This window comes from Novosphingobium sp. FSW06-99 (assembly GCF_001519065.1).
Lineage (GTDB): Bacteria > Pseudomonadota > Alphaproteobacteria > Sphingomonadales > Sphingomonadaceae > Novosphingobium.
The window spans coordinates 285,258-304,737 of the sequence record NZ_KQ954252.1 but is presented as its reverse complement, the minus strand read 5'-3'; the positions used below and the strand labels follow the sequence as shown (position 1 = coordinate 304,737).

Here is a 19,480-nt window from a genome sequence, read left to right as displayed (position 1 = left end):
CGCTTTGCGCAAACCTGCCTCCTGTTCGGTACCAACCCGATGCGCCGCTTGTACACAAAGTTTGGCGCGCTCCAATTGCCGACATTGGTCGGCGCGCCAACGCCTTGCCAACACGCCATCGGGCTTGACAGCGGCGCGCGCGATCGTATCTTGCATTCGAATGCAAATCAGGGAGACATCGTGTGTATTACCTCAAACGCGGCGCGAATGCCGATGTGAAGGCGGCGGCGGATCGCAAGGTGCGCGACATTGTCGAGGCGGCACTGGCGGACATCGAACAGCGCGGCGACGCGGCGCTGCGCGAGATGAGCATCAAGTTCGACGGCTGGGACCGCGATGACTATCGCCTGAGCCAGGCCGAAATCGATGCGGCAGTCGACAGTCTGAGCCCGCAAGAGCGCAAGGACATCGAATTCGCGCAGACCCAGGTGCGCAATTTCGCGACGATCCAGCGCGCCAGCATGCACGATGTCGAAGTGGAAACCATGCCCGGCGTGATCCTGGGCCACAAGCATGTGCCGATCAACGCGGCGGGCTGCTATGTGCCCGGCGGCAAGTACCCGCTGCTCGCCTCGGCGCATATGAGCGTGATCACTGCCAAAGTCGCCGGCGTTTCGCGCGTGGTCACTTGCGCCCCGCCGTTTCAGGGCAAGCCGGCGCGCGCGATCGTGGCCGCGCAGGCGATGGCCGGGGCCGACGCGATCTATGCGCTGGGCGGCATTCAGGCGATCGGCGCGATGGCGATCGGCACGCAGAGCATCGATCCGGTCGATATTCTGGTCGGCCCCGGCAATGCCTTTGTGGCCGAGGCCAAGCGGCAACTGTTTGGCCGGGTCGGCATCGATTTGTTCGCAGGCCCTACCGAAACGCTGATCATCGCCGACGAAGCGGGCTGCGACCCGGAAATGGCCGCGACCGACATTCTGGGCCAGGTTGAACACGGCCCCGACAGCCCCGGCGTGCTGCTGACCAACAGCGAACAGTTTGCCCGCGCGACGATGGCGGAAATCGACCGCCTGCTGGCCATCCTGCCCACTGCAGAGATCGCGCGCAAGGCGTGGGAGGCCTATGGCGAGGTGATCGTGGCCGACAGCTACGAAGAAATGGTCACCATTGCCGACCAGATCGCCAGCGAGCATGTTCAGGTGATGACCGCCGATCCCGATTATTTCCTGAACAGCATGACCAATTACGGCGCGCTGTTCCTGGGCGCGCGCACCAATGTCAGCTTTGGCGACAAAGTGATCGGCACCAACCACACGCTGCCCACCAAAAAGGCGGCGCGCTATACCGGCGGGCTGTGGGTGGGCAAGTTCCTGAAAACCTGCACCTATCAGAAAGTGCTGACCGATGAGGCGAGCGCACTGGTGGGCGAATATTGCAGCCGCCTGTGCGCACTGGAAGGGTTTGCCGGGCATGGCGAACAGGCCAATCTGCGCGTGCGCCGTTATGGCCACCGCAATGTGCCCTATGCTGGGCAGGCGACCCCTAGCGAACTGACCCGCGCGTGACATTGCCCAAAACGCCTTCGTTCCGCCTCGATGGCCGCCGCGCGCTGGTCACCGGGGCGGGGCGCGGGATCGGGCTGGCGGCAGCGGCCGCGCTGGCCGAGGCGGGTGCGCACGTCACGCTGGCGGCACGCACCGCCAGCGAGATCGAGGCGGCTGCCGGGCTGATCGGGGCCAGGGCCGAGGCGGCGGTGCTCGATGTGGCGGATACCGACGCGGTGGCGGCCTTCTTCAACAGCCGCCCGGCCTATCATGTGCTGATCAACAATGCGGGCACCAACCGCCCGAATCCGGTGTGGGATGTGACCGGGGCGGATTGCGACGCCGTGCTCGATCTGAATGTAAAGGCTGCGTTTTTCGTCGCACAGGGCGCGATCAGGGCTATGCTGCGCGATGGCGTCAAAGGCAGCCTGATCCATATGGGCAGCCAGATGGGCCATGTCGGCGGGCCGAACCGCAGCCTCTATTGCGCGTCGAAATGGGCGATCGAGGGATTGAACAAGGCGCTGGCGCTCGATCTGGCGCCCCACGGCATCCGTTCGAACACGATCGCGCCCACCTTCATCGAAACCGCGATGACCAGGCCGTTTTTCGAAGACACCGTCTTTCGCAAACACGTGTTGGCGAAAATCAAGCTGGGCCGGCTGGGCCAGGTCGAAGACCTGATGGGCGCGATTGTGTTCCTGGCGGGCGATGCAGCGTCGCTGATCACCGGCACCAGCCTGGTTGTCGATGGCGGCTGGACCGCGGATTGAAGGATTTGCCGATGCCCCCTGCCCGCGATTTTCGCCAACGCCTGCTTTCCGCCGAACGGCTGATCGGCTGTTTCGTCAAGACGCCTTCGCCAATTGTCAGCGAAGTGCTGGCGCTGTCTGCGCTCGACTGCCTGTGCCTCGATGCCGAACACGCCCCGTTTGACCGGCTGGCGATCGACGGCTGCGTGGCGATGGCCCGCGCCTGTCAGATGCCGATCTTGGTGCGTGTGCCGGTGGCCAGCCCCGAACATATCCTCAATGCGCTGGATTGCGGCGCAACCGGCGTGGTTGCGCCGCATATCCGCACCGCCGACGAGGCGGCGGCGTTCGCACGCGCCTGCCACTATGGCGAAAACGGGCGCGGCTATGCCGGATCATCGCGCGCGGCCGGCTATACCACGCGCGCCATGGCCGACCATCTGGCCGCCAGCGCCGCGCAAACCGTGGCGATCGCCCAGATCGAAGACCCCGATGCGGTCGAGGCGATCGACGCGATTGCGGCCATCGACGGGATCGATGCGCTGTTTGTCGGGCGCGCCGACCTGACTGTGGCCTATGGCGCGCAGACCCAGGACGATCCGCGCGTGGTCGCGGCGGTCGAACGGATCTGCGCCGCCGGATTGCGCCATGATCGCCGTATCGGCATGTTCCTGGCGCGCCCCGGCGATGTGCCATACTGGGCCGACAAGGGGGCCAGCCTGTTTTTGCTCGGGTCCGATCACGGTTTTCTGCTCGATGGCGCGGCGCGCCTGATTGCCGCCTGCCAATGACCGCGCGCGCCGCGCTCGACGCCGGTCTGGCGCGGATCGCCGCCGAAGACCAGCACTGGCACGCCATGCTCGCGCTCGATCCCACGGCCGCGGCGCGGGCCGAGGCGATCGATGCCGCAATTGGCCCGCGCGGCGCGCTGCATGGCGTGACGATCGCGATCAAGGACAATATCGATCTGGCAGGCATGGCCACGACATCGGGTTGCCGCGCGCTGGCGCAGGCCCTGGCGCCGGGCGATGCGACGGTGGTGGCGCGGCTGCGCGCCGCCGGGGCCGTGCCGATTGGCAAGACCAATTTGTCGGAATTCTCGTTCGAGATCCGTTCGCGCAGCTCGCTGGGCGGTGATGTGCTGTGTCCGTTCGATCCGGCGACAACGGCGGGCGGATCGAGCGGCGGATCGGCCGTCGCGGTGGCCTGCGGCTATGCCCGCGTGGCGCTGGGCACCGATACCGGGGGATCGATCCGCATTCCCGCAGCCGTCTGCGGGGTGGTCGGGTTTCGCCCGGCACACGGCGCGCTGCCGATGCATGGGATCGCCCCGCTGGCGCCGAGTACAGACACCGTTGGCCCGCTGGCGGCATCGGTAGCCGATGCGCTGATGGTCTATCGCGCGATGGGCGGCACGGTCGCCCCGTTGGCCGATCGCACAAGCCCCGTGCGGGTCGGCGTGTTGCGCATGGCGCAGGGCGAAGATCCGCGTATCGTGCAGGCGCTCGATGTGGCCTGTGCCCGGCTCGATCGCACCGGGGTGACGCTGGTCGATCCGTTTGTGTGCGACGCGCTGCCCGAATGGCTCGATGGCGCGCATATTGTCGATGTGGAGTTTGCCGCCGCGTTCGATCGCTATCTGGCGCATCATTTCGCGACCGGTACTGCGCCACGCTCGCTGGCCGAACTGGTCGCCGGCGGGGACTTTCTGCCCGACCATGCCGAGGCCTTGCACCGCCGCATGGCCGCCGATCCGGCACAGGCGGCGGGCATTCTGGCGCGTCATGCCGGGCTGAAACTGGCGCTGGTGCGGGCGATGGCCGATGCGCGCGTCGATGGCCTGATCTATCCCACACTGCGCGTGGTGCCCGACAGCCTGGACAATCCCGCCGGAGGCTGGGCCGCCGAACTGGCAGCGCGCACCGGCTGGCCCGCGATCAGCGTGCCGGTGCGCAGCACGCCCGACGCGCGCCCGATCGGCGTGGAGTTGCTGCTGCCCGATGGCGAGGAAGCGCGCCTGTTCGCCCTGGCGCACAAGCTCGAAGCCGCCTGAAACGGGACAATTGCATAGACTGCGGGCATAACCGGATGCGGAGGTTAACTGCCGTTTGAAGTTGTATCAAACCGAGCTTCACCAATGTTGCCTTGGTTCTTCGATGCAAAGCGGGAGGCCGCGATTGCCAGAAAAGCCGTAGCGATCAAAATTATCGCCGGAACAACATAGCTGGAAGCATAGGCCGGGTCATGGGCAGTTGCTACTACCGCAACGATTCCGGTAGCGACGATTACGCCTACGGCACTTTGTGATGGCGATGGATCTTTTTGTGGCTGCTCTTTACGCGACCGCCAGTCTAAAATGCTGGAAACGCCCCACAGCACCATATAGGTTAGCAGGAATCCCCGAGATATCCTGGGCGGAACCGCGATTAACTTGAAGGATGAGGCGAACCAAACGCCTCCTGTAACGAAAGTGATCGCTGCAAGCGAGCGTCGCCATACCGTCATTGTCGCCTCCTCAGTGCTACAATGGTCTTTCGATCGGTGGTCCGCAAGTGGGCGCAGGCGCCCGTCGGCGCGGCGTTTGTTTACAATCGATAGCAGTGCCAAAAAAGGGGCGGCCTGCCCCGTTCGGACAAACCGCCCCATGCGTTAACGCAAGGTGGGAGAGGTGACCAGCGGCGGGCCCCTGAAGGGACGGGCCCGCCGCCGGTCGCTTGCGTCAGAACTTGGTGCCGACCCGCACACCATAAGTGCGCGGCGCGGCATAGGACACCTGGATGCGTTCCAGACGGCCGATCACGCCGCTCAGCAGCGTGGCCTGATTGCTGAGGTTGTCGCCATAGGCTTCGACATAGGTCTTGCCATTGGCAGCGGTCCACCGCAGCGAGGCGTCGAACTTTTCATAGCTTTTCTGCCAGTCGAGCACGGTGTTGTAATCGGTAGTGTAATAGCTGGCCGAATGCAGCACGCTGCCCGACGGGGTGATCATGCCCGCATCGCCCAGGCTGATGTCATAGGCGACCAGCACGGTTGCCTTGAAATCGGGCGACTGCGGGATCTGCTTGCCCGCCAGATTGAGCGAGATCGGATCGGTGCCGCCCGACGCCCCATAGAAATTGTTGCCGCTGATGTAATAGGTATACTTGGCATTCATCAGCGCCGCGGTGGCATCGATATGCAGATTGGGCAGCGGATGCGTGCGCAAAGCCAGTTCGCCGCCATAGCTGCGCGCCTTGCCCGCCGAGCCAAAGTACGACACCAGCGGGGTATAGACGTTGATCTGCAGGTTCGAGAACTTGTTGTAGAATCCCGACAGTTCGACATCCGCCAGGCCGTTCAGAATGCGCGATTTTGCGCCGACTTCATAAGCCCAGACTTTCTGCGGCGAATAGGATGACGGGATCTGGCTGTCGCCGCCGGTATCGTTCACCCCGCCCGATTCAAACCCGGTCGACGCGGTGGCATAAAGCATCGTGTTGCGATCGGGGGTATATTGCAGGCCCGCGCGCCAGGTTCCGCTGTTGAAGCTGGGGCTGCCCGAAGTCTGGCTGTAAGGCGTGGTGAAATTATAGGTTCCCGGCGGGGCGTCGGCATAGTCGGCAAAGGCAAACGCCTTCTTTTCATAGCTATAGCGGGCACCGCCGATAACCTTGAGCTGATCGGGGATCAGCGCATAGCTGGCCTGGCCATAGACCGCGAAAGCATCGGTATGGAGCGCAGATGTCTCCTTGTAGCCGTCGGTGGTCGCGCCCGGATCGGTCAGTTGCTGCTGATAGATCTCGAAGATCGAATCGTGCAGATAATAGAGACCGGCGATCCATTGCAGCCGGGTGTTGCCGTTCGAGGCAAGCTGCACTTCCTGGGTGAATGCATCGGACTTGGTATCGGGGTTCTGGATGCCGTTGCCATAACCGAACGCCTGGAAATGCTCGCTCGACTGGTCGTTGTCGGCGCTGCGGTCGGCGCGGAAATGGGTATAGCCGGTGATCGCTTTCAGCGTGGCCGCGCCCAGATTGATCGCAATCTGGCCTGACACATAATCCTCGGCGATATGTTCGAACGGCTGGTAATCCCAGTCATTGGTCCACGGCCCCGCCGTAACCGGCACGCCGATCGATTGGCCGCCGACCACCAGCCCGCCCGGAACCGACGGATTGACCGCATAGGCCTGGCCATAGATCGATTGATAGCCGGTGACCGGATTGATCAGCGTGCCCGCCACTTTATACCCGTATGACCCGGCCCCCGCATCGTCGCGCCGCCAGATCCCGGCATGCAACGACACCTCGACATTCGAAGCGGGGGTCCATTTCACGCTGACGCGCTGGGCATTTTCGTTGAGGTCATCGAGCACGACGCCCGGATACGTCGAATGGACATAGCCGTCGTGGCGCTGGAACACCCCGGCAAAGCGGACCTGCAGGTTGTCGGTAACCGGGATGTTGATCGCGCCATCGATGCGCGTTTCGTTCCAGTTGCCGCGATCGAGGTTGATATCGACACCCGGATCCTTGGTCGGATCCTGGGTTACCACGCTGATATTACCACCAAACGTGTTGCGGCCATAGAGCGTGCCCTGCGGCCCGCGCAGCACTTCGACGCGCGCCACGTCGAACAGCGGAATGCTCTGCTGCTGGGTGCGGCTTTGATAGATGCCATCGATGTAGAAACCGATCACCGGGTCGTTCTGCGCCGACACCAGGCTGGTGCGCACACCGCGGATGGCGGGGAACGAGTCCGACCCTTGCGAACCCCAGGTAAAACCGGGGGTGGCGAATTCGAGCCGACCGATGTTGTCGGCATGCAGCTTTTGCAGCGCATCGGCCGACAGCGCGGTCATCGAAATCGGCACGTCGCGCAATTTTTCATCGCGGCGCTGGGCGGTCACGATGATGTCGGTGGTGCCGGTATCGCTGGTGGCGGCGGGTTGGCCGGCATTGTCTGCAGCCATCGCTGGCGCCGAAGCGGCCATCAGCGCCAGAATCGAAACTCCCCGAAACATGCTTCGCATGAGCATTGTCCTTTTATTGCCCCTTGATGACGCGAGCCTATCGGTGGGGCGGCGCGTTGTCCATGACTTTTTGCATTCGAAGTCATTGACTTTGCGCAAGGAATGCGGAGACCAAAATAAAGTGTTAAAATATTGAAATTAATACATTAAAATTCATGTCAGGCTGCCATGCATCGATTTCTGACGAATTTTCCACGCCACGCCACGCCGAAATAACGGCGAAATGCCGTATTCGAATTCACAAATCGCTGTCGGCGAGTCGTGCGCTGCTGCCGCGCAGCAGTTCTCCGGTGAACAGGCGCTGTTCGGACAATGCGGTCGGGTCCTCGATCCGTTCCATCAGCATGGCGACGGCGGCTTCGGTCATGCGCCGCACCGGCTGGCGCACCGTGGTCACATCATAGCTACCCCAGCGCGCGGGTTCTGCGCCATCGAACCCGACCACCGACAGATCGTCGGGCACGGCCAGGCCCAGCGTGATCCGCGCCGCATCGATTGCGCCGATCGCCATATGGTCGCTCACCGCGATCACGGTGTCGATCGTCCCGCACCGTTCGTACAGCCGGATCAGCGCCTGATGCCCGCTGGCATAGGAAAAATCACCACGTTCTTCAGGTACTTCGCCGATTCCAGCAGCGGCCAGCGCAGAGAGCGCAGCCAGCCGCCGCTCTTCGGCGACGACATTGTCGGCCGGTCCCGACAGGATGGCAAAGCGGGTGTGCCCCGCCGCCAGCAGCCGATCAACCAGATCGCGCTCGCCCGCCACCGAATCGCATCGCACCGACGGGGCGCCGCTGCCGACGCGGTTGTACAGCACCAGCGGCACGCGATGTTCGGCAAACAGCGCGATTTGCGCCGGGCTCATCCGCGCCGCCGAAATCACCCCGTCGACCGAATGGCGCCAGATCTGGTCGAGCACGCCATCGACATCGCTTTCCGCCGACAGCGTGAACAGCAGCACACGAATGTCGCGATCGCTCAGCCGCGCGCCCAATTCGGCCAGGACTTCGGGATAATAGAGATTGGTGCGTGCCGAAATGATCAGCGCGACAATGTTGGTGCGCTTGGAAATCAGCGCCTGCGCCAGCGCATTGGGGCGATAGCCGATTTCGGAGGCGACTTTCAGGATCAGCGCGCGCTTGGCCGGGGCAATCGATGCATTGGGCGCAAAACAGCGCGAAACCGCCGATTGCGACACCCCGGCGATCCGTGCCACATCGTAAGAAGTGGGTCGGCGCCCCTTTTCCATTCCCGTTGCGGTGGTCTTCTTGTTGGTTTGCGGTTTGGGCATGATCACCGTCGAAAAAGGGACATATCAACGTCTAGTCGCCTTGACCCGTTCGGGCAAACGCTGTCGCATCCACCCTGCCCTGCAATCCACGTGACATTTCCTGTGACTTTTGCATTCGAATTCATTATGACCCGCCGCTCTCGACCCGATCCTTCCTGCCATGCCACGGAGAAACCGATGACATCCGCACCCGCGGGCTTTGCCCAGACCACCCGCTATATCAAGGCGCCCGCGCGCGACCAGTTCGTCGATGCCGGCGATGTGACCGGCATCGTTGCCAACGTGCTCGCCGATGTGCGGGCACGCGGCGATGAAGCCGTGCGGCAATACGGCGCGCAATTCGACAAGATCGATCTCGACCAGTTCGAGGTCACCGCCGCAGACCGTCAGGCCGCGCTCGACGAACTGGCCCCGCAGACCCGCGCCGACACCGAATTCGCCATCGACAACGTGCGCCGCTTTGCCGAGGCGCAACTGTCGACCATCCTGCCGCTGGAGATCGAACCGCTGCCGGGCATCCACCTTGGCCACCGCGTCATCCCGATCGAGCGCATCGGTGCCTATGTGCCGGGCGGACGGTTTCCGCTGTTGTCGGCGCCGATCATGACCATCGTGCCCGGCAAAGTGGCCGGATGCAGCGAAGTCGTCGCATGCCTGCCGCCCAACGCCCACCGCGCGATGATCGCCGGTTGCCATCTATCGGGCGCCGACCGCATTTTCCGCATCGGCGGCGCGCAGGCGATCGCGGCAATGGCCTATGGCACGCAGACCGTACCGCAAGTCCACAAGATAATGGGCCCCGGCAACGCATTTGTGAACGAGGCCAAGCGCCAGGTGTTCGGTCCGGTCGGCATCGACCAGTTGGCGGGCCCCTCGGAAATCTTTGTGGTTGCGGATGCGACCGGCGATCCCGAACTGATCGCCTGCGATTTGCTGGGTCAGGCCGAGCATGATCTGCGCACCCGCGTCGGGCTGATCACCACCGACCGCGCGCTCGCCGAGGCCACCGTGCGCGAAGTCGAACGCCAGTTGCAGACGCTGGCGACCGCAGCCGTCGCGGGGGAAAGCTGGGCCAATTACGGCGAGATCGTGCTGTGCGATGATGAAGCCGCGATGATCGCCTATTCCGACCATGTCGCCGCCGAACATTTGCAAGTGCACACCCGCGATCCGCATGATTTCGCGGCCAAACTGCGCAATTACGGATCGCTGTTCATCGGCGAAAACGCCAGCGTGGTCTATTCGGACAAGAATGTCGGCACCAACCACACGCTGCCGACGATGGGCGCGGGCCGCTATACCGGCGGGCTGTGGGTCGGCTCGTACGTCAAGATCGCCACGCATCAGTGGATCGAGGACCGCGCCATCCCGACCGTTGCCCTGCCCGCCATCCGGCAGAGCGGCAGCGAGGGACTTGAAGGCCACCAGAAGGCCGCCGCGATCCGCTATCAGCGGCTTGGCCTGACGGTCTGATACGAAAACGGCGGCGCGGGTGGGCCCGCGCCGCCGTCGACCATTCGGGCTTGTGCGATCAGGCGAACACCGGCCGCGCCGGATCGTCGGTGCCGCGCACCACGAAGGCCACACATGGCACCGAGGCGGTGTTGCGGAACGCGCGGGGCAGACCGATCGGCACAGTCAGCGTATCGCCCGCCCCCATGATCAGGCTGCCTTCGGGCCAGCTCACTTCGAGTGTGCCGCTCTGGATGAACAGCACTTCGGCCTCGGCGCGGCTGTGATGCGGCACATAGGCGCCCGATTGCAGAGTCAACTGGCGCAAGTTGAAGCCGTGGCGCCACCAGCCGACGATCGGCCCGGCGGCAAAGCCGTCAGACGTCGCCTGCGGCACGATCACCCCGGCTTCGGCAACGCCCTCGGCGGCGAGCGGCGAATCCGGATTGCCCGGTCGCGCATCGGCACGCGCCACGCATTGCATCAGCCGGTCGAGCGACGGCGTGGCGAGGTCCGCCGTCGCCTGCGGATCGATCGCCTCGGCCATTTCCGCTTCGCGCAAGACTGCTTCGCCGCTGCTGGTGTCGATCAGCATGCCGCTCTTGCTCAGCCGCAGCCCGTGATCGGCCGCCGCCTCGAACACCGCCGGGGCCCAGGTCACCCGGCCCGGATCATCCTCGCCCAGCACGACCCACAGAAATCCCGTGTGATCGCCGATGTTTTCGAACCCGCGAAACATCCGCGTCGGCACCGAGACGACATCGCCGGGCCCGATGTCGAGCGTGCCGTCTTCGCGATTGGGTCCGAACAGCAGCCGCCACTGGCCCGAATGTACCACGAACACTTCGGCGGTTTCATGGCTGTGCTGCGAATTGACGCAGCCCCCCGGCTGACGCGCGGCGCCGATGTTGAAGCCGTGCGGCTGGGTGATGTGCACGAACTGGTCCGCGCTTTCCGACACCCCGGCGCCGATGATCGTGAAATTTTCCTTCTCGGTCGAACCCGGCGTGCGGGTGTCGATAAAGGCGGTGCGGCAGGGCACGAGATCGGCATAGCGGACAAGCCGCGCAGCCATGGCCTCGTTGGTCCATTCGGTCACACTTTGCTCCATGGTTGGGGGGCAACACCGCCCGGCTGTGTCGAGACAGGGCCAGCGCGCCTCTTGCATTCGAATGCAATTGTGCTAAGCCATTGCCCGTCGCAGCGCAAGCCGCAAGGCGCGTGCCGTGCTACAAAATTTTCAAGATGCAGGCCGCACCAGGGCCTGTGGGGAGACTGCATGCCTGCGCCCGTGGCGATCGATCGCGCCGCACCCCTGCTGATGCTGCCCGGCACTTTGTGCGATGCACGGGTGTTTGCACCAATGCTGGCCGCGCTCAACGGCGGCCCGGCGATGGCCGGGCGCACCGTGCACCATGGCACGATGACCGGGTATGACAATGTCCACAGCCAGGCCGGCGCCATTCTGGCCGAGGCGCCGCCCCGGTTCATCGCGGTGGGATTTTCGCTCGGTGCGATCGTTGCGCTGCATATCGCCGCCCGCGCGCCGGAGCGGGTTGCCGCCTTGGTGCTGATTGCGGGCAATGCGCGTGCTGTCCCGGCGGCGGATTGCCCGATGCGCCGCGCGATCGCCGATCTGGCGCCCGAAGATCTGGTCGGCAATGTGCTGTGGCCGCGTTCGGTTGCCCCGTCGCGGCTCAACGATGCGGCCTTGCGCGCATCGATCATCGCCATGGCCCGCGCCGCGCCGCCCGACACACTGCGCCAACAGACCGAACTGGCGCTGACCCGCAACGACAAACGCGCGCGGCTGGCGTCGATGGCGATGCCTGCGCTCGTGCTGGGCGGCGCGCGCGATGCGATCGCGCCGCCCTTGTTGCAACAGGAACTGGCCGGGGGCTTGCCTTGCGCAACCTTGCGGATGATCGCCGAGGCCGGACATTTTCTGCCGCTGGAAGCACCCGACGCCTGCGCGACTGCGCTTGGCGACTGGCTTACCACCGGCCACACCCCGATTGAGCGCTCTTCACCCATGGAGGTTTCGTGACTGACAGCCCTTCCCCCAAAAAACCCGCCGCTGCTCCCGTGGCGGTCGACAATGGCCGCGTCCTGCAAGTCGAGCGCCGCGATTTCACCCAATTGGTGCCCGAAAACCGCGCGCGCGTGCAATCGATGCGCGGGTTTGACGATTGCTACACCGATATCGTCGATTACATCATCCGTTGCACCCACCGTATCTGGGACGAACGCGATGTCGGGCTGATCTATACCCATTACACGCACAATTGCGTGGCCTACACCACACTGGGCACGATGTATGATCGCGAAACCCACATTCGCGACACCATCCAGCGACTGGCCGAATTTCCCGACCGGCGCGGCATGGCGCAACAGGTGATCTGGAACGGCGATGACGTAAACGGGTTCTACACCAGCCACATGACGCATGGTCTGGGGCGCCACACCGAATTTGGCAGTTGGGGCAAACCGACCGGGCGCACGTTCTGCACGCGCACCGTGGCCGATTGCATGATCCTGGAAAACCGCATCTACAAGGAATGGATCGTGCGCGACAACATGGGACCGCTGGTCCAGGTCGGCCTCGATCCGCACGTCTTTGCGCAGGCGTTGGCGCAACGGAAATTCGATTCGGGTGAAACCGTGCTCGATTTGTCGGAAAACCGCCGCCTGCTCGGCCAATATCCGCCCGAAAGCGCCGCCGACCTGTCGATCGCCCATACCGAGGGCGAGGCAGAGCTGCTGCGCTGGCTGCACCGCATCTATAACCAGCGCATGTTCGGCACGATCAGCGATATCTATGCCGCCAATTGCCAGTGGCACGGGCCGCTTATGCGCGAACTCTATGGCGTGGCCGCCGTGTTGCAGCAGACCATCAAGCTGGTGGCGATGATCCCCGATGCCGCGTTCGTGCCGCAACACATCTGTTCGGTCGACAGCGAAGAAGGCGGCGTGAAATATGCCGTGCGCTGGCTGATCGATGGCCATCACCTGGGCTATGGCTCGCTCGGCGTGCCGACCGGGCACCATCTGTCGGTGATGGGCGTCACCCATTTCCACGTGCGCGATGGCAAGATCATCGACGAATGGGCGGTCTATGACGAATTTTCGATGCTGGTGCAGTTGAAGCTCGCCGCGATCCAGGCCGCGGCCTGATCGCGATGACCACCGCCATCAGCGAACCCCTGCCCCGCCACGCCGTCGCATCTGCCCCGCCCCGGCCGGGGCTGGTGCGGCAGGTGGCAATCTTTGCACTGCTGATGGTGTGCGAATTTCTCTATGGCTGGGCGTGGAACACGGTCGACGTGCTGCGTCCGTTCATCCGCGCCTCGCTCGATCTGTCGCTGGTGGCGGCGGGATCGGCCTATTCGGCGCAAGGCGCGGGCGCGCTGATCGGCGCAGTGGTGATCGGGCAACTGGCCGACCGGTTCGGGCGGCGGCGGATGTTTCCGTTGCTGGTGGCGGGCTATGGCGCGATGCTGATCGCCGGGGCCTGGGTCGCCTCCTATCCCGAATTGCTGGCACAACGGTTTGCGCTGGGGCTGTTTACCGGCGCCAGCTTTCCGGTCGGGGTGGGCATCTATGTCAACTTGTTCGGGCCCGGCGTGCGCGGGCGGCTGGCCAGCCTGCTCAACGCCTGTTTCAGCCTGGCGATCGTCGCGCTGGGCTTTGCCATGGGCCAGGTCGGGCCGGGCAACTGGCGCGTGCTGCTGTGGGGCGGCGGCATTCCGCCGCTGGTGCTGGCGATGGCGGGCTATGCGCTGATCCCGGCCGGGTCGGCGATCGATCTGGTGCGGCGCAAGGGCGCCGCGCTGCCGATCAGCGAACTGTTTGCCCCCGCCGTGCGCCGCCAGACGCTGGCGCTGGCGGCGATGACCGGGCTCAATTTCTTTGGCTATGCCGCCTTCAGCGGCTGGCTGACCACGTATCTGACCGGCGAACGCCACTTGTCGGCGGCGCTGGCCGGGCAACTGGTCGCCTGGCAATTCACCGGCAATATCGCGGGCGGGTTTTTCTGGGGCTGGGCGGCAGACCGGTTTGGCCGCCGGTTCAACGCGATCGGGTTTTTCATCGCCGCCCTCGCCATCGCCGGATATCTGCTGGTGCCATCGGATGTGCTGGTGCTGAAACTGCTGGGCCTGGTCTATGGCGCGACATTGTGTTCCAGTGTGATCTGGGGCGCGTGGATGGCCGAACTCTATCCCCCACATCTGCAATCGACCGCCGCGTCGATTTTCAACTGGGGCCGCCTGATCAGCTTTTTCGCGCCGCTGATTACCGCGCGCATCGCCGAAAGCGCCGGCATGGCCACCGCCATGTCGAGCGCGGCCGTGGCCTTTTCGCTCGCCGCGCTGATCTGGCTGACACAGCGTGAAACACTGGCGCCGCGCCGCCGCACACTTGCGCCCGATACGTAGCATTCCAGAACTATGGGCATGGTCTGAATTAAGTCGTGCCGCCTTAAGGAATGTCCGGACACACGAGGTATCCGGGCATGACACTGACACTCTGCGGCGACCAGGATCTGCGTAACGGCGGCGATTTACAGCGCGAATTGCTCGATTCAATTACACCCGGCACAACCACCGTGCTCGATATCGGCGGGATCACGTCCGCCGATCTCGGCTTTGTCCAGATCATCGAATCCGCCCGGCGCCACGCGGACGCGGTTGGCGCACAGCTTCGCCTGGCTGCGCCCGCCCCCGTAGCGGTGCGCGACGTGCTCGCGCGGGCCGGCATTGGCGACGACACCTCGATTCCATTCTGGACCCATGGAGCCGATCAACCATGACTGCATCGATTTTGACCGTCGACGACAGCGCCAGCGTGCGCATGGCGATCCGCATCGCCCTGTCGGGCGCGGGCTACACCGTGACCGAGGCCGGAGATGGCGCCGAAGGACTGGCCAAGCTGGGCGCCGGACGGTTCGACATGGTCGTCACCGATCTCAACATGCCGCGCATGGACGGGCTGACGATGATCCGCGAATTGCGCCGCCTGCCCGGCTGCGCAGGTATTCCGGTGATCTTTGTCACCACCGAAAGCGATGACGGGGTCAAGGCGCAGGCCAAGGCCGCCGGGGCGACCGGCTGGCTGGTCAAGCCATTTCAGCCCGACCAGATCGTGCGCGTAGCCAAGAAGGTGCTGGGTCGATGAGCAGTGATGATCCGATTGCCGCCTTTCTGGTCGAAGCTTCCGATGTGCTCGATGCGGTGGAAAGCGCGCTGCTCGATCTGAACGAGCGGCTCGACGACATGGCGGTGATCAACGCGGTGTTTCGCGGGCTGCACACCGTCAAGGGGTCGGGCGCGATGTTCGGCTTTGATGCGCTGGCCAATTTTACCCACCATTGCGAAACCGCGTTCGATCAGGTGCGCAAGGGTCAGGTGCCCGCGACCGGCCCTCTGGTGTCGGTGATTCTGGCGGCGTGCGACCATATGCGTCGCCTGTTGCATGGCGAGGCGAAGGACGACGCCGGGGCAACACTCCTGGCCCAGCTCGAAACCGAAATGGCCAAGGCCACCGGTGCGCCCAAAGGCGAGACGGCGCCGGTGCCCCAGCCTGCCGGCGGTGGCTGGCATCTGCGGTTCCGCATTGCCCCCGATGCCATGGCGCGCGGGATCAATCCGCTGGCGCTGCTGGCCGAACTTGCCGAGTTGGGCCCCTGCCAGGTTACCGCGCTGCTCGATGCGATCCCGCCGCTGCCCGATCTCGATCCCGCCCATTGCCATATCGGCTGGGATATCACGCTGACCGGCGCGGTCAGCAGGGAAGCGATCGAGGATGTGTTCCTGTTCGTGCTCGACGACATGGAACTGGAACTGACCGCGCTGGAACCTGCCGACGCGGCCCCGCAGGCCAGCGCCGACCACGGCGAGCCCGATCCCGATCCGCGCACCGAACAGACCCGCACTGCGCCTGTGGAAACCGTGCGCGTCCCGGCCGACCGGCTCGACGCGGTGATGAACCGGGTGGGCGAACTGGTGATCGCGCAAAGCCGCCTGTCGCAGATCGCCAGCAGCAACGAAAACATCGCGCTGCGCTCGGTATCCGAGGAAATCGAACGCCTGTCGGGCGAATTGCGCACGACCATGATGGTCTTGCGCATGGTGCCGGTGGCGCAACTGTTCGGCCGGTTCCGCCGCCTGGTCCACGATCTGGCGGGCGAGACGGGCAAGGACATCAATCTGGAAATCGAAGGCGAAGGCACCGAAGTTGACAAGACAGTGGTCGAACGCCTGTTCGATCCGCTGGTCCATCTGGTGCGCAACAGTTGCGACCACGGGCTGGAAGATGCCGAGGCGCGGCGCGCGGCGGGCAAATCGCCCACCGGCACGGTGCGTCTGGCCGCGTGCCAGTCGGGCGGCCAGGTGGTGATCACCATCACCGACGATGGCCGGGGCATCGATATCGACCGCGTGCGCGCCCGTGCCGAGGCCAACGGCTTGATCGAACCCGGCGCGCCGATCCCCGATCACGACCTGATCCAGTTCATCTTTCACCCCGGTTTTTCAACCGCCACCAAAGTTACCAGCCTGTCGGGCCGGGGCGTCGGCATGGACGTGGTCAAGCGCACCATCGAAGCCCTGCGCGGCACGATCGAGATTGCCAGCCAGCCGGGACACGGCAGCACGATCTCGCTGCGCATTCCGCTGACGCTGGCGATCATCGAGGGGCTGCTGGTGCGCGTCGGTTCGGGCCGGTACGTGCTGCCCCTGGCGGCGGTCGAGGAATGCCTTGAACTGAGCACCGCCGACGATACCCGGTCGCAGGGCCGCAGCCTGATCACGCTGCGCGAGCGGCTGGTGCCGTTTGTGCGGCTGCGCGACTTGTTCGCGGTCAGCGAACCGGCCGACCCGTTCCAGAAAATCGTGGTGGTGGCCAGCGGTTCGTCGCGCGTAGGGCTGGTGGTCGACCAGATCATCGGCAGCCACCAGACCGTGATCAAATCGATGTCGCCCTTGCAGAAAGGCGCCGCCGCCTTTGCCGGCGCCACCATCCTGGGCGACGGCACAGTCGCGCTTATCCTCGACATCGGACATCTGCTCGCCGCTGCGGGCGGTCGGGAAGACCGGCTGCGCGCGGTCGGCTGAACCATCTTTCTAGGAGTTTGATCATGCGGCCGACCATCAGGCTGAAGCTCGCCGGGACATTTGCGGCCATCATTGTCCTGTTGCTCGTGGTTGCAGGGTTCGCCGTCAGCCGCATGGGCATACTGGACGACACTATCAACAACCTCATCGATGGTCCCGTCCGCCGCCTCAACTACGACGAAAAGTTGGAAGAACGGCTGTCCGCCGTCGTGCGTCTTGAAAAAAACGAGGTGCTCGCGACCAGTCCGGCAGATCGAAAGGATGTCGATACCAAGCTGTTGGCCGCGCGCGACACGATGCAGAATTTGCTTAACCAGGGACTTGCCCGCACGTCCGAAGAAGGTCGCCCGATGTGGCAGCAGGCGCTGCAAAAGTGGAATGATTATATCCAGACCAGCGACGAAGTGCGCAAGCTGGCCATGGCCGACCGGTCGGATGAAGCAGCCGAAGTGAGCCGGACACGCTCGCGGGATCTGGCCAACGCAATCGACAGTACGCTCGATCAGCTTGTCGTGCTGCAGGAACAGCGGTTGAAGGACGCCGCCGCGCTGGCCAATCAGACATATGTCGATGCCCGCATGCTGCTGCTGGCGATTGCCGCGGCAGCGATTGTGGCGGCAATCAGCGGCGCGGTATGGATTTCCAGGCAGGTTTCGCGCGGGATCGCCCGTGTCGGCGAGGCCATCGGGTCAATGGCGCTGGGCGATGTCGACACCCGTATCGCGGTCAGCACCAACGACGAGATTGCCGACCTGATCGGTCAGGTCAACGCGATGGCCGAAAACCTGTCGCAATCGGCTGGCGTGGCGGTGGCGATTGCCGAAGGCGATCTGACCGTGACCAGCACGCCATTGTCGGCGCAGGACAAGCTGGGCCATGCCATGGCCGCGATGATCGGTCGTCTGCGCAACGTGCTGGGCACCACTTCGCAAGTTGCGCAGGATGTCGCGGCCGGCAGCCAGCAATTGTCGTCGACTTCCGAACAAGTGTCGCAAGGCGCCAGCGAACAGGCCGCGAGCACCGAGGAAGCCTCTGCCGCGATCGAGCAGATGGCTGCCAACGTGAAGCAGAACGCCGACAACGCGGCGCAGACCGAAAAGATCGCGCGCCAGTCGGCCAAGGATGCCGAAACCAGCGGCGTGGCCGTGCAAAAGGCCGTCGTCGCGATGCGCACGATCGCCGAAAAGATCGGTATCGTGCAGGAAATCGCGCGCCAGACCGACCTGCTGGCGCTCAATGCCGCAGTCGAAGCGGCCCGCGCGGGCGAACATGGCAAAGGCTTTGCAGTGGTCGCCAGCGAAGTGCGCAAACTGGCCGAACGCAGCCAGTCCGCCGCTGCCGAAATCAGCGCCGTGTCATCCAGCACGGTAACCGCCGCCGCGGAAGCTGGCGACATGTTGACCCGGCTGGTGCCCGATATCCGCCGCACCGCTGAACTGGTGTCGGAAATCAGCGCGGCGTGTCGCGAACAGGATGTCGGCACCTCGCAGATCAACCAGGCGATCCAGCAGCTTGACAGCGTGACCCAGCAGAATTCCGCCGCATCCGAACAGATCGCAGCCACTTCAGCCGAGTTGTCGGCCAAGGCCGAGGAACTGCAACAAGGGATCGCCTATTTCCGGCTCGATCACGGCATACGCGTCGCCGCACGCACACAGGCGCCGGAGGCCAGAGCCGTGCCGACCGCCAAGGCTCCGCCCCGGGGCAAACCCGCGCGCAAGGTGACCCCGGCGCGGACGGCCGGATCGATCGGCGATCAGCGTGCGCGGTTGAGCGGGTTTGCCCTCGATCTTTCGACAGGCGGTCCCGATTCCGAGGACTCCGAATTTGGCAAGGTGGCTTGACCATGGCAGACAACACGACAATCGGCTGGGCCGAGGATGGCACGCTCGAAGTGCTGACGTTCGACGTGCACGGCGAAACGCTGGCGATCGAAGCCGGGCTGGTCCGCGAAATCCTAGACCCCCTGCCCGAAACCATGGTTCATGGCGCGCATCCGCTGGTCGCATCGGTGATCAATTTTCGCGGCGCGGTGATCCCGCTCGCCAATCTGCACGTCGCCTTCGGTCTACAGCGTGACACGCTGTCGGCCGATGCGCGAGTGGTCGTGCTCGAACTCGAACTGGGTGGCGAAACGCTGCACCTGGCGATCGGCACCGACCGGGTCAACGAAGTGACCACCTTGCGCCAGGCCGACGCCGAACCGCCGCCCGCGCTCGGCGTGCGCTGGCCGCGCGGGTTGCTGCGCGCGCTGGTGCGGCGCGGCGGCGATGTCGTGCTGATCCCCGATCTCGTGATGATTTTCGACCAGATTGCCGGGCGCGCGGGCGAAACCGCCGCCGCAGCCTGACACCGTTCATTCAAGGAACCGA

17 protein-coding genes are annotated in these 19,480 nt (G+C 64.5%); 13 read left to right on the top strand and 4 right to left on the bottom strand.

The annotated features are described in order from the left end of the window. Positions 1–182 precede the first annotated feature (182 nt). Genes hisD (AQZ49_RS03985) through AQZ49_RS03970 form a run of 4 tightly spaced genes read left to right on the top strand, consistent with a single transcriptional unit; the run spans position 183 to position 4,295 of the window. Positions 183–1,511, top strand: a complete 1,329-nt coding sequence (hisD, locus tag AQZ49_RS03985) for a histidinol dehydrogenase (protein ID WP_067613169.1) — start codon at positions 183–185, stop codon at positions 1,509–1,511. After that, entirely contained in the window at positions 1,508–2,263 is a 756-nt protein-coding gene (locus AQZ49_RS03980) for an SDR family NAD(P)-dependent oxidoreductase (protein ID WP_067613167.1), read from the top strand. The genes hisD (AQZ49_RS03985) and AQZ49_RS03980 overlap by 4 nt, the downstream gene beginning before the upstream one ends. Before the next feature lie 11 nt (positions 2,264–2,274). Next, positions 2,275–3,033, top strand: a complete 759-nt coding sequence (locus tag AQZ49_RS03975; protein ID WP_067613165.1) for an HpcH/HpaI aldolase family protein — start codon at positions 2,275–2,277, stop codon at positions 3,031–3,033. After that, positions 3,030–4,295: an amidase gene (locus AQZ49_RS03970; protein ID WP_067613163.1), complete on the top strand. Its 1,266-nt coding sequence runs from the start codon at positions 3,030–3,032 to the stop codon at positions 4,293–4,295. The genes AQZ49_RS03975 and AQZ49_RS03970 overlap by 4 nt, the downstream gene beginning before the upstream one ends. A 44-nt stretch (positions 4,296–4,339) precedes the next feature. On the opposite strand, the gene AQZ49_RS22110 is transcribed toward AQZ49_RS03970, so the two are convergent. From AQZ49_RS22110 to AQZ49_RS03960, 3 genes are all read right to left on the bottom strand, one after another. Further along, positions 4,340–4,747 carry a hypothetical protein gene (locus AQZ49_RS22110; protein WP_156428121.1) on the bottom strand — a complete coding sequence of 136 codons (408 nt, stop codon included), beginning with the start codon at positions 4,745–4,747 and terminating at the stop codon, positions 4,340–4,342. Positions 4,748–4,961: 214 nt separating this feature from the next. Further along, positions 4,962–7,253 (bottom strand): TonB-dependent receptor, encoded by a 2,292-nt coding sequence (locus AQZ49_RS03965; RefSeq protein WP_197410908.1) that lies wholly within the window; start codon positions 7,251–7,253, stop codon positions 4,962–4,964. A gap of 238 nt (positions 7,254–7,491) precedes the next feature. Further along, complete coding sequence (locus AQZ49_RS03960; protein WP_156428120.1) at positions 7,492–8,544, bottom strand: LacI family DNA-binding transcriptional regulator; 1,053 nt, start codon at positions 8,542–8,544, stop codon at positions 7,492–7,494. A 177-nt stretch (positions 8,545–8,721) separates the two neighbouring features. On the opposite strand from AQZ49_RS03960, the gene hisD (AQZ49_RS03955) reads away from it, so the two are divergent. Then, positions 8,722–10,017 carry a histidinol dehydrogenase gene (gene hisD, locus AQZ49_RS03955; RefSeq protein WP_067613155.1) on the top strand — a complete coding sequence of 432 codons (1,296 nt, stop codon included), beginning with the start codon at positions 8,722–8,724 and terminating at the stop codon, positions 10,015–10,017. Positions 10,018–10,075: 58 nt separating this feature from the next. Here the strand turns inward: hisD (AQZ49_RS03955) and AQZ49_RS03950 are convergent, their stop codons facing one another. Next, positions 10,076–11,095: a cupin domain-containing protein gene (locus AQZ49_RS03950; protein ID WP_067613494.1), complete on the bottom strand. Its 1,020-nt coding sequence runs from the start codon at positions 11,093–11,095 to the stop codon at positions 10,076–10,078. 180 nt (positions 11,096–11,275) lie between these two features. On the opposite strand from AQZ49_RS03950, the gene AQZ49_RS03945 reads away from it, so the two are divergent. The 8 genes from AQZ49_RS03945 to AQZ49_RS03910 all read left to right on the top strand — a co-directional run bounded on the left by AQZ49_RS03945 (position 11,276) and on the right by AQZ49_RS03910 (position 19,458). Next, positions 11,276–12,043, top strand: a complete 768-nt coding sequence (locus AQZ49_RS03945) for an alpha/beta fold hydrolase (RefSeq protein WP_067613154.1) — start codon at positions 11,276–11,278, stop codon at positions 12,041–12,043. After that, positions 12,040–13,170, top strand: coding sequence for a nuclear transport factor 2 family protein (locus AQZ49_RS03940; RefSeq protein ID WP_197410907.1), 1,131 nt, complete (start codon positions 12,040–12,042; stop codon positions 13,168–13,170). The genes AQZ49_RS03945 and AQZ49_RS03940 overlap by 4 nt, the downstream gene beginning before the upstream one ends. A 5-nt stretch (positions 13,171–13,175) precedes the next feature. Next, positions 13,176–14,432 (top strand): MFS transporter, encoded by a 1,257-nt coding sequence (locus AQZ49_RS03935; RefSeq protein ID WP_067613150.1) that lies wholly within the window; start codon positions 13,176–13,178, stop codon positions 14,430–14,432. Between the two features lie 77 nt (positions 14,433–14,509). Then, entirely contained in the window at positions 14,510–14,806 is a 297-nt protein-coding gene (locus AQZ49_RS03930; protein ID WP_067613148.1) for an STAS domain-containing protein, read from the top strand. After that, positions 14,803–15,171, top strand: coding sequence for a response regulator (locus AQZ49_RS03925; protein ID WP_067613146.1), 369 nt, complete (start codon positions 14,803–14,805; stop codon positions 15,169–15,171). Before AQZ49_RS03930 ends, AQZ49_RS03925 begins: the two co-directional genes overlap by 4 nt. Further along, positions 15,168–17,108, top strand: coding sequence for a chemotaxis protein CheA (locus AQZ49_RS03920; RefSeq protein WP_067613141.1), 1,941 nt, complete (start codon positions 15,168–15,170; stop codon positions 17,106–17,108). The genes AQZ49_RS03925 and AQZ49_RS03920 overlap by 4 nt, the downstream gene beginning before the upstream one ends. A gap of 23 nt (positions 17,109–17,131) precedes the next feature. Continuing rightward, entirely contained in the window at positions 17,132–18,952 is a 1,821-nt protein-coding gene (locus tag AQZ49_RS03915) for a methyl-accepting chemotaxis protein (protein WP_067613138.1), read from the top strand. Between the two features lie 2 nt (positions 18,953–18,954). After that, complete coding sequence (locus tag AQZ49_RS03910) at positions 18,955–19,458, top strand: chemotaxis protein CheW (RefSeq protein ID WP_067613136.1); 504 nt, start codon at positions 18,955–18,957, stop codon at positions 19,456–19,458. The last annotated feature ends 22 nt before the right edge of the window (positions 19,459–19,480 follow it).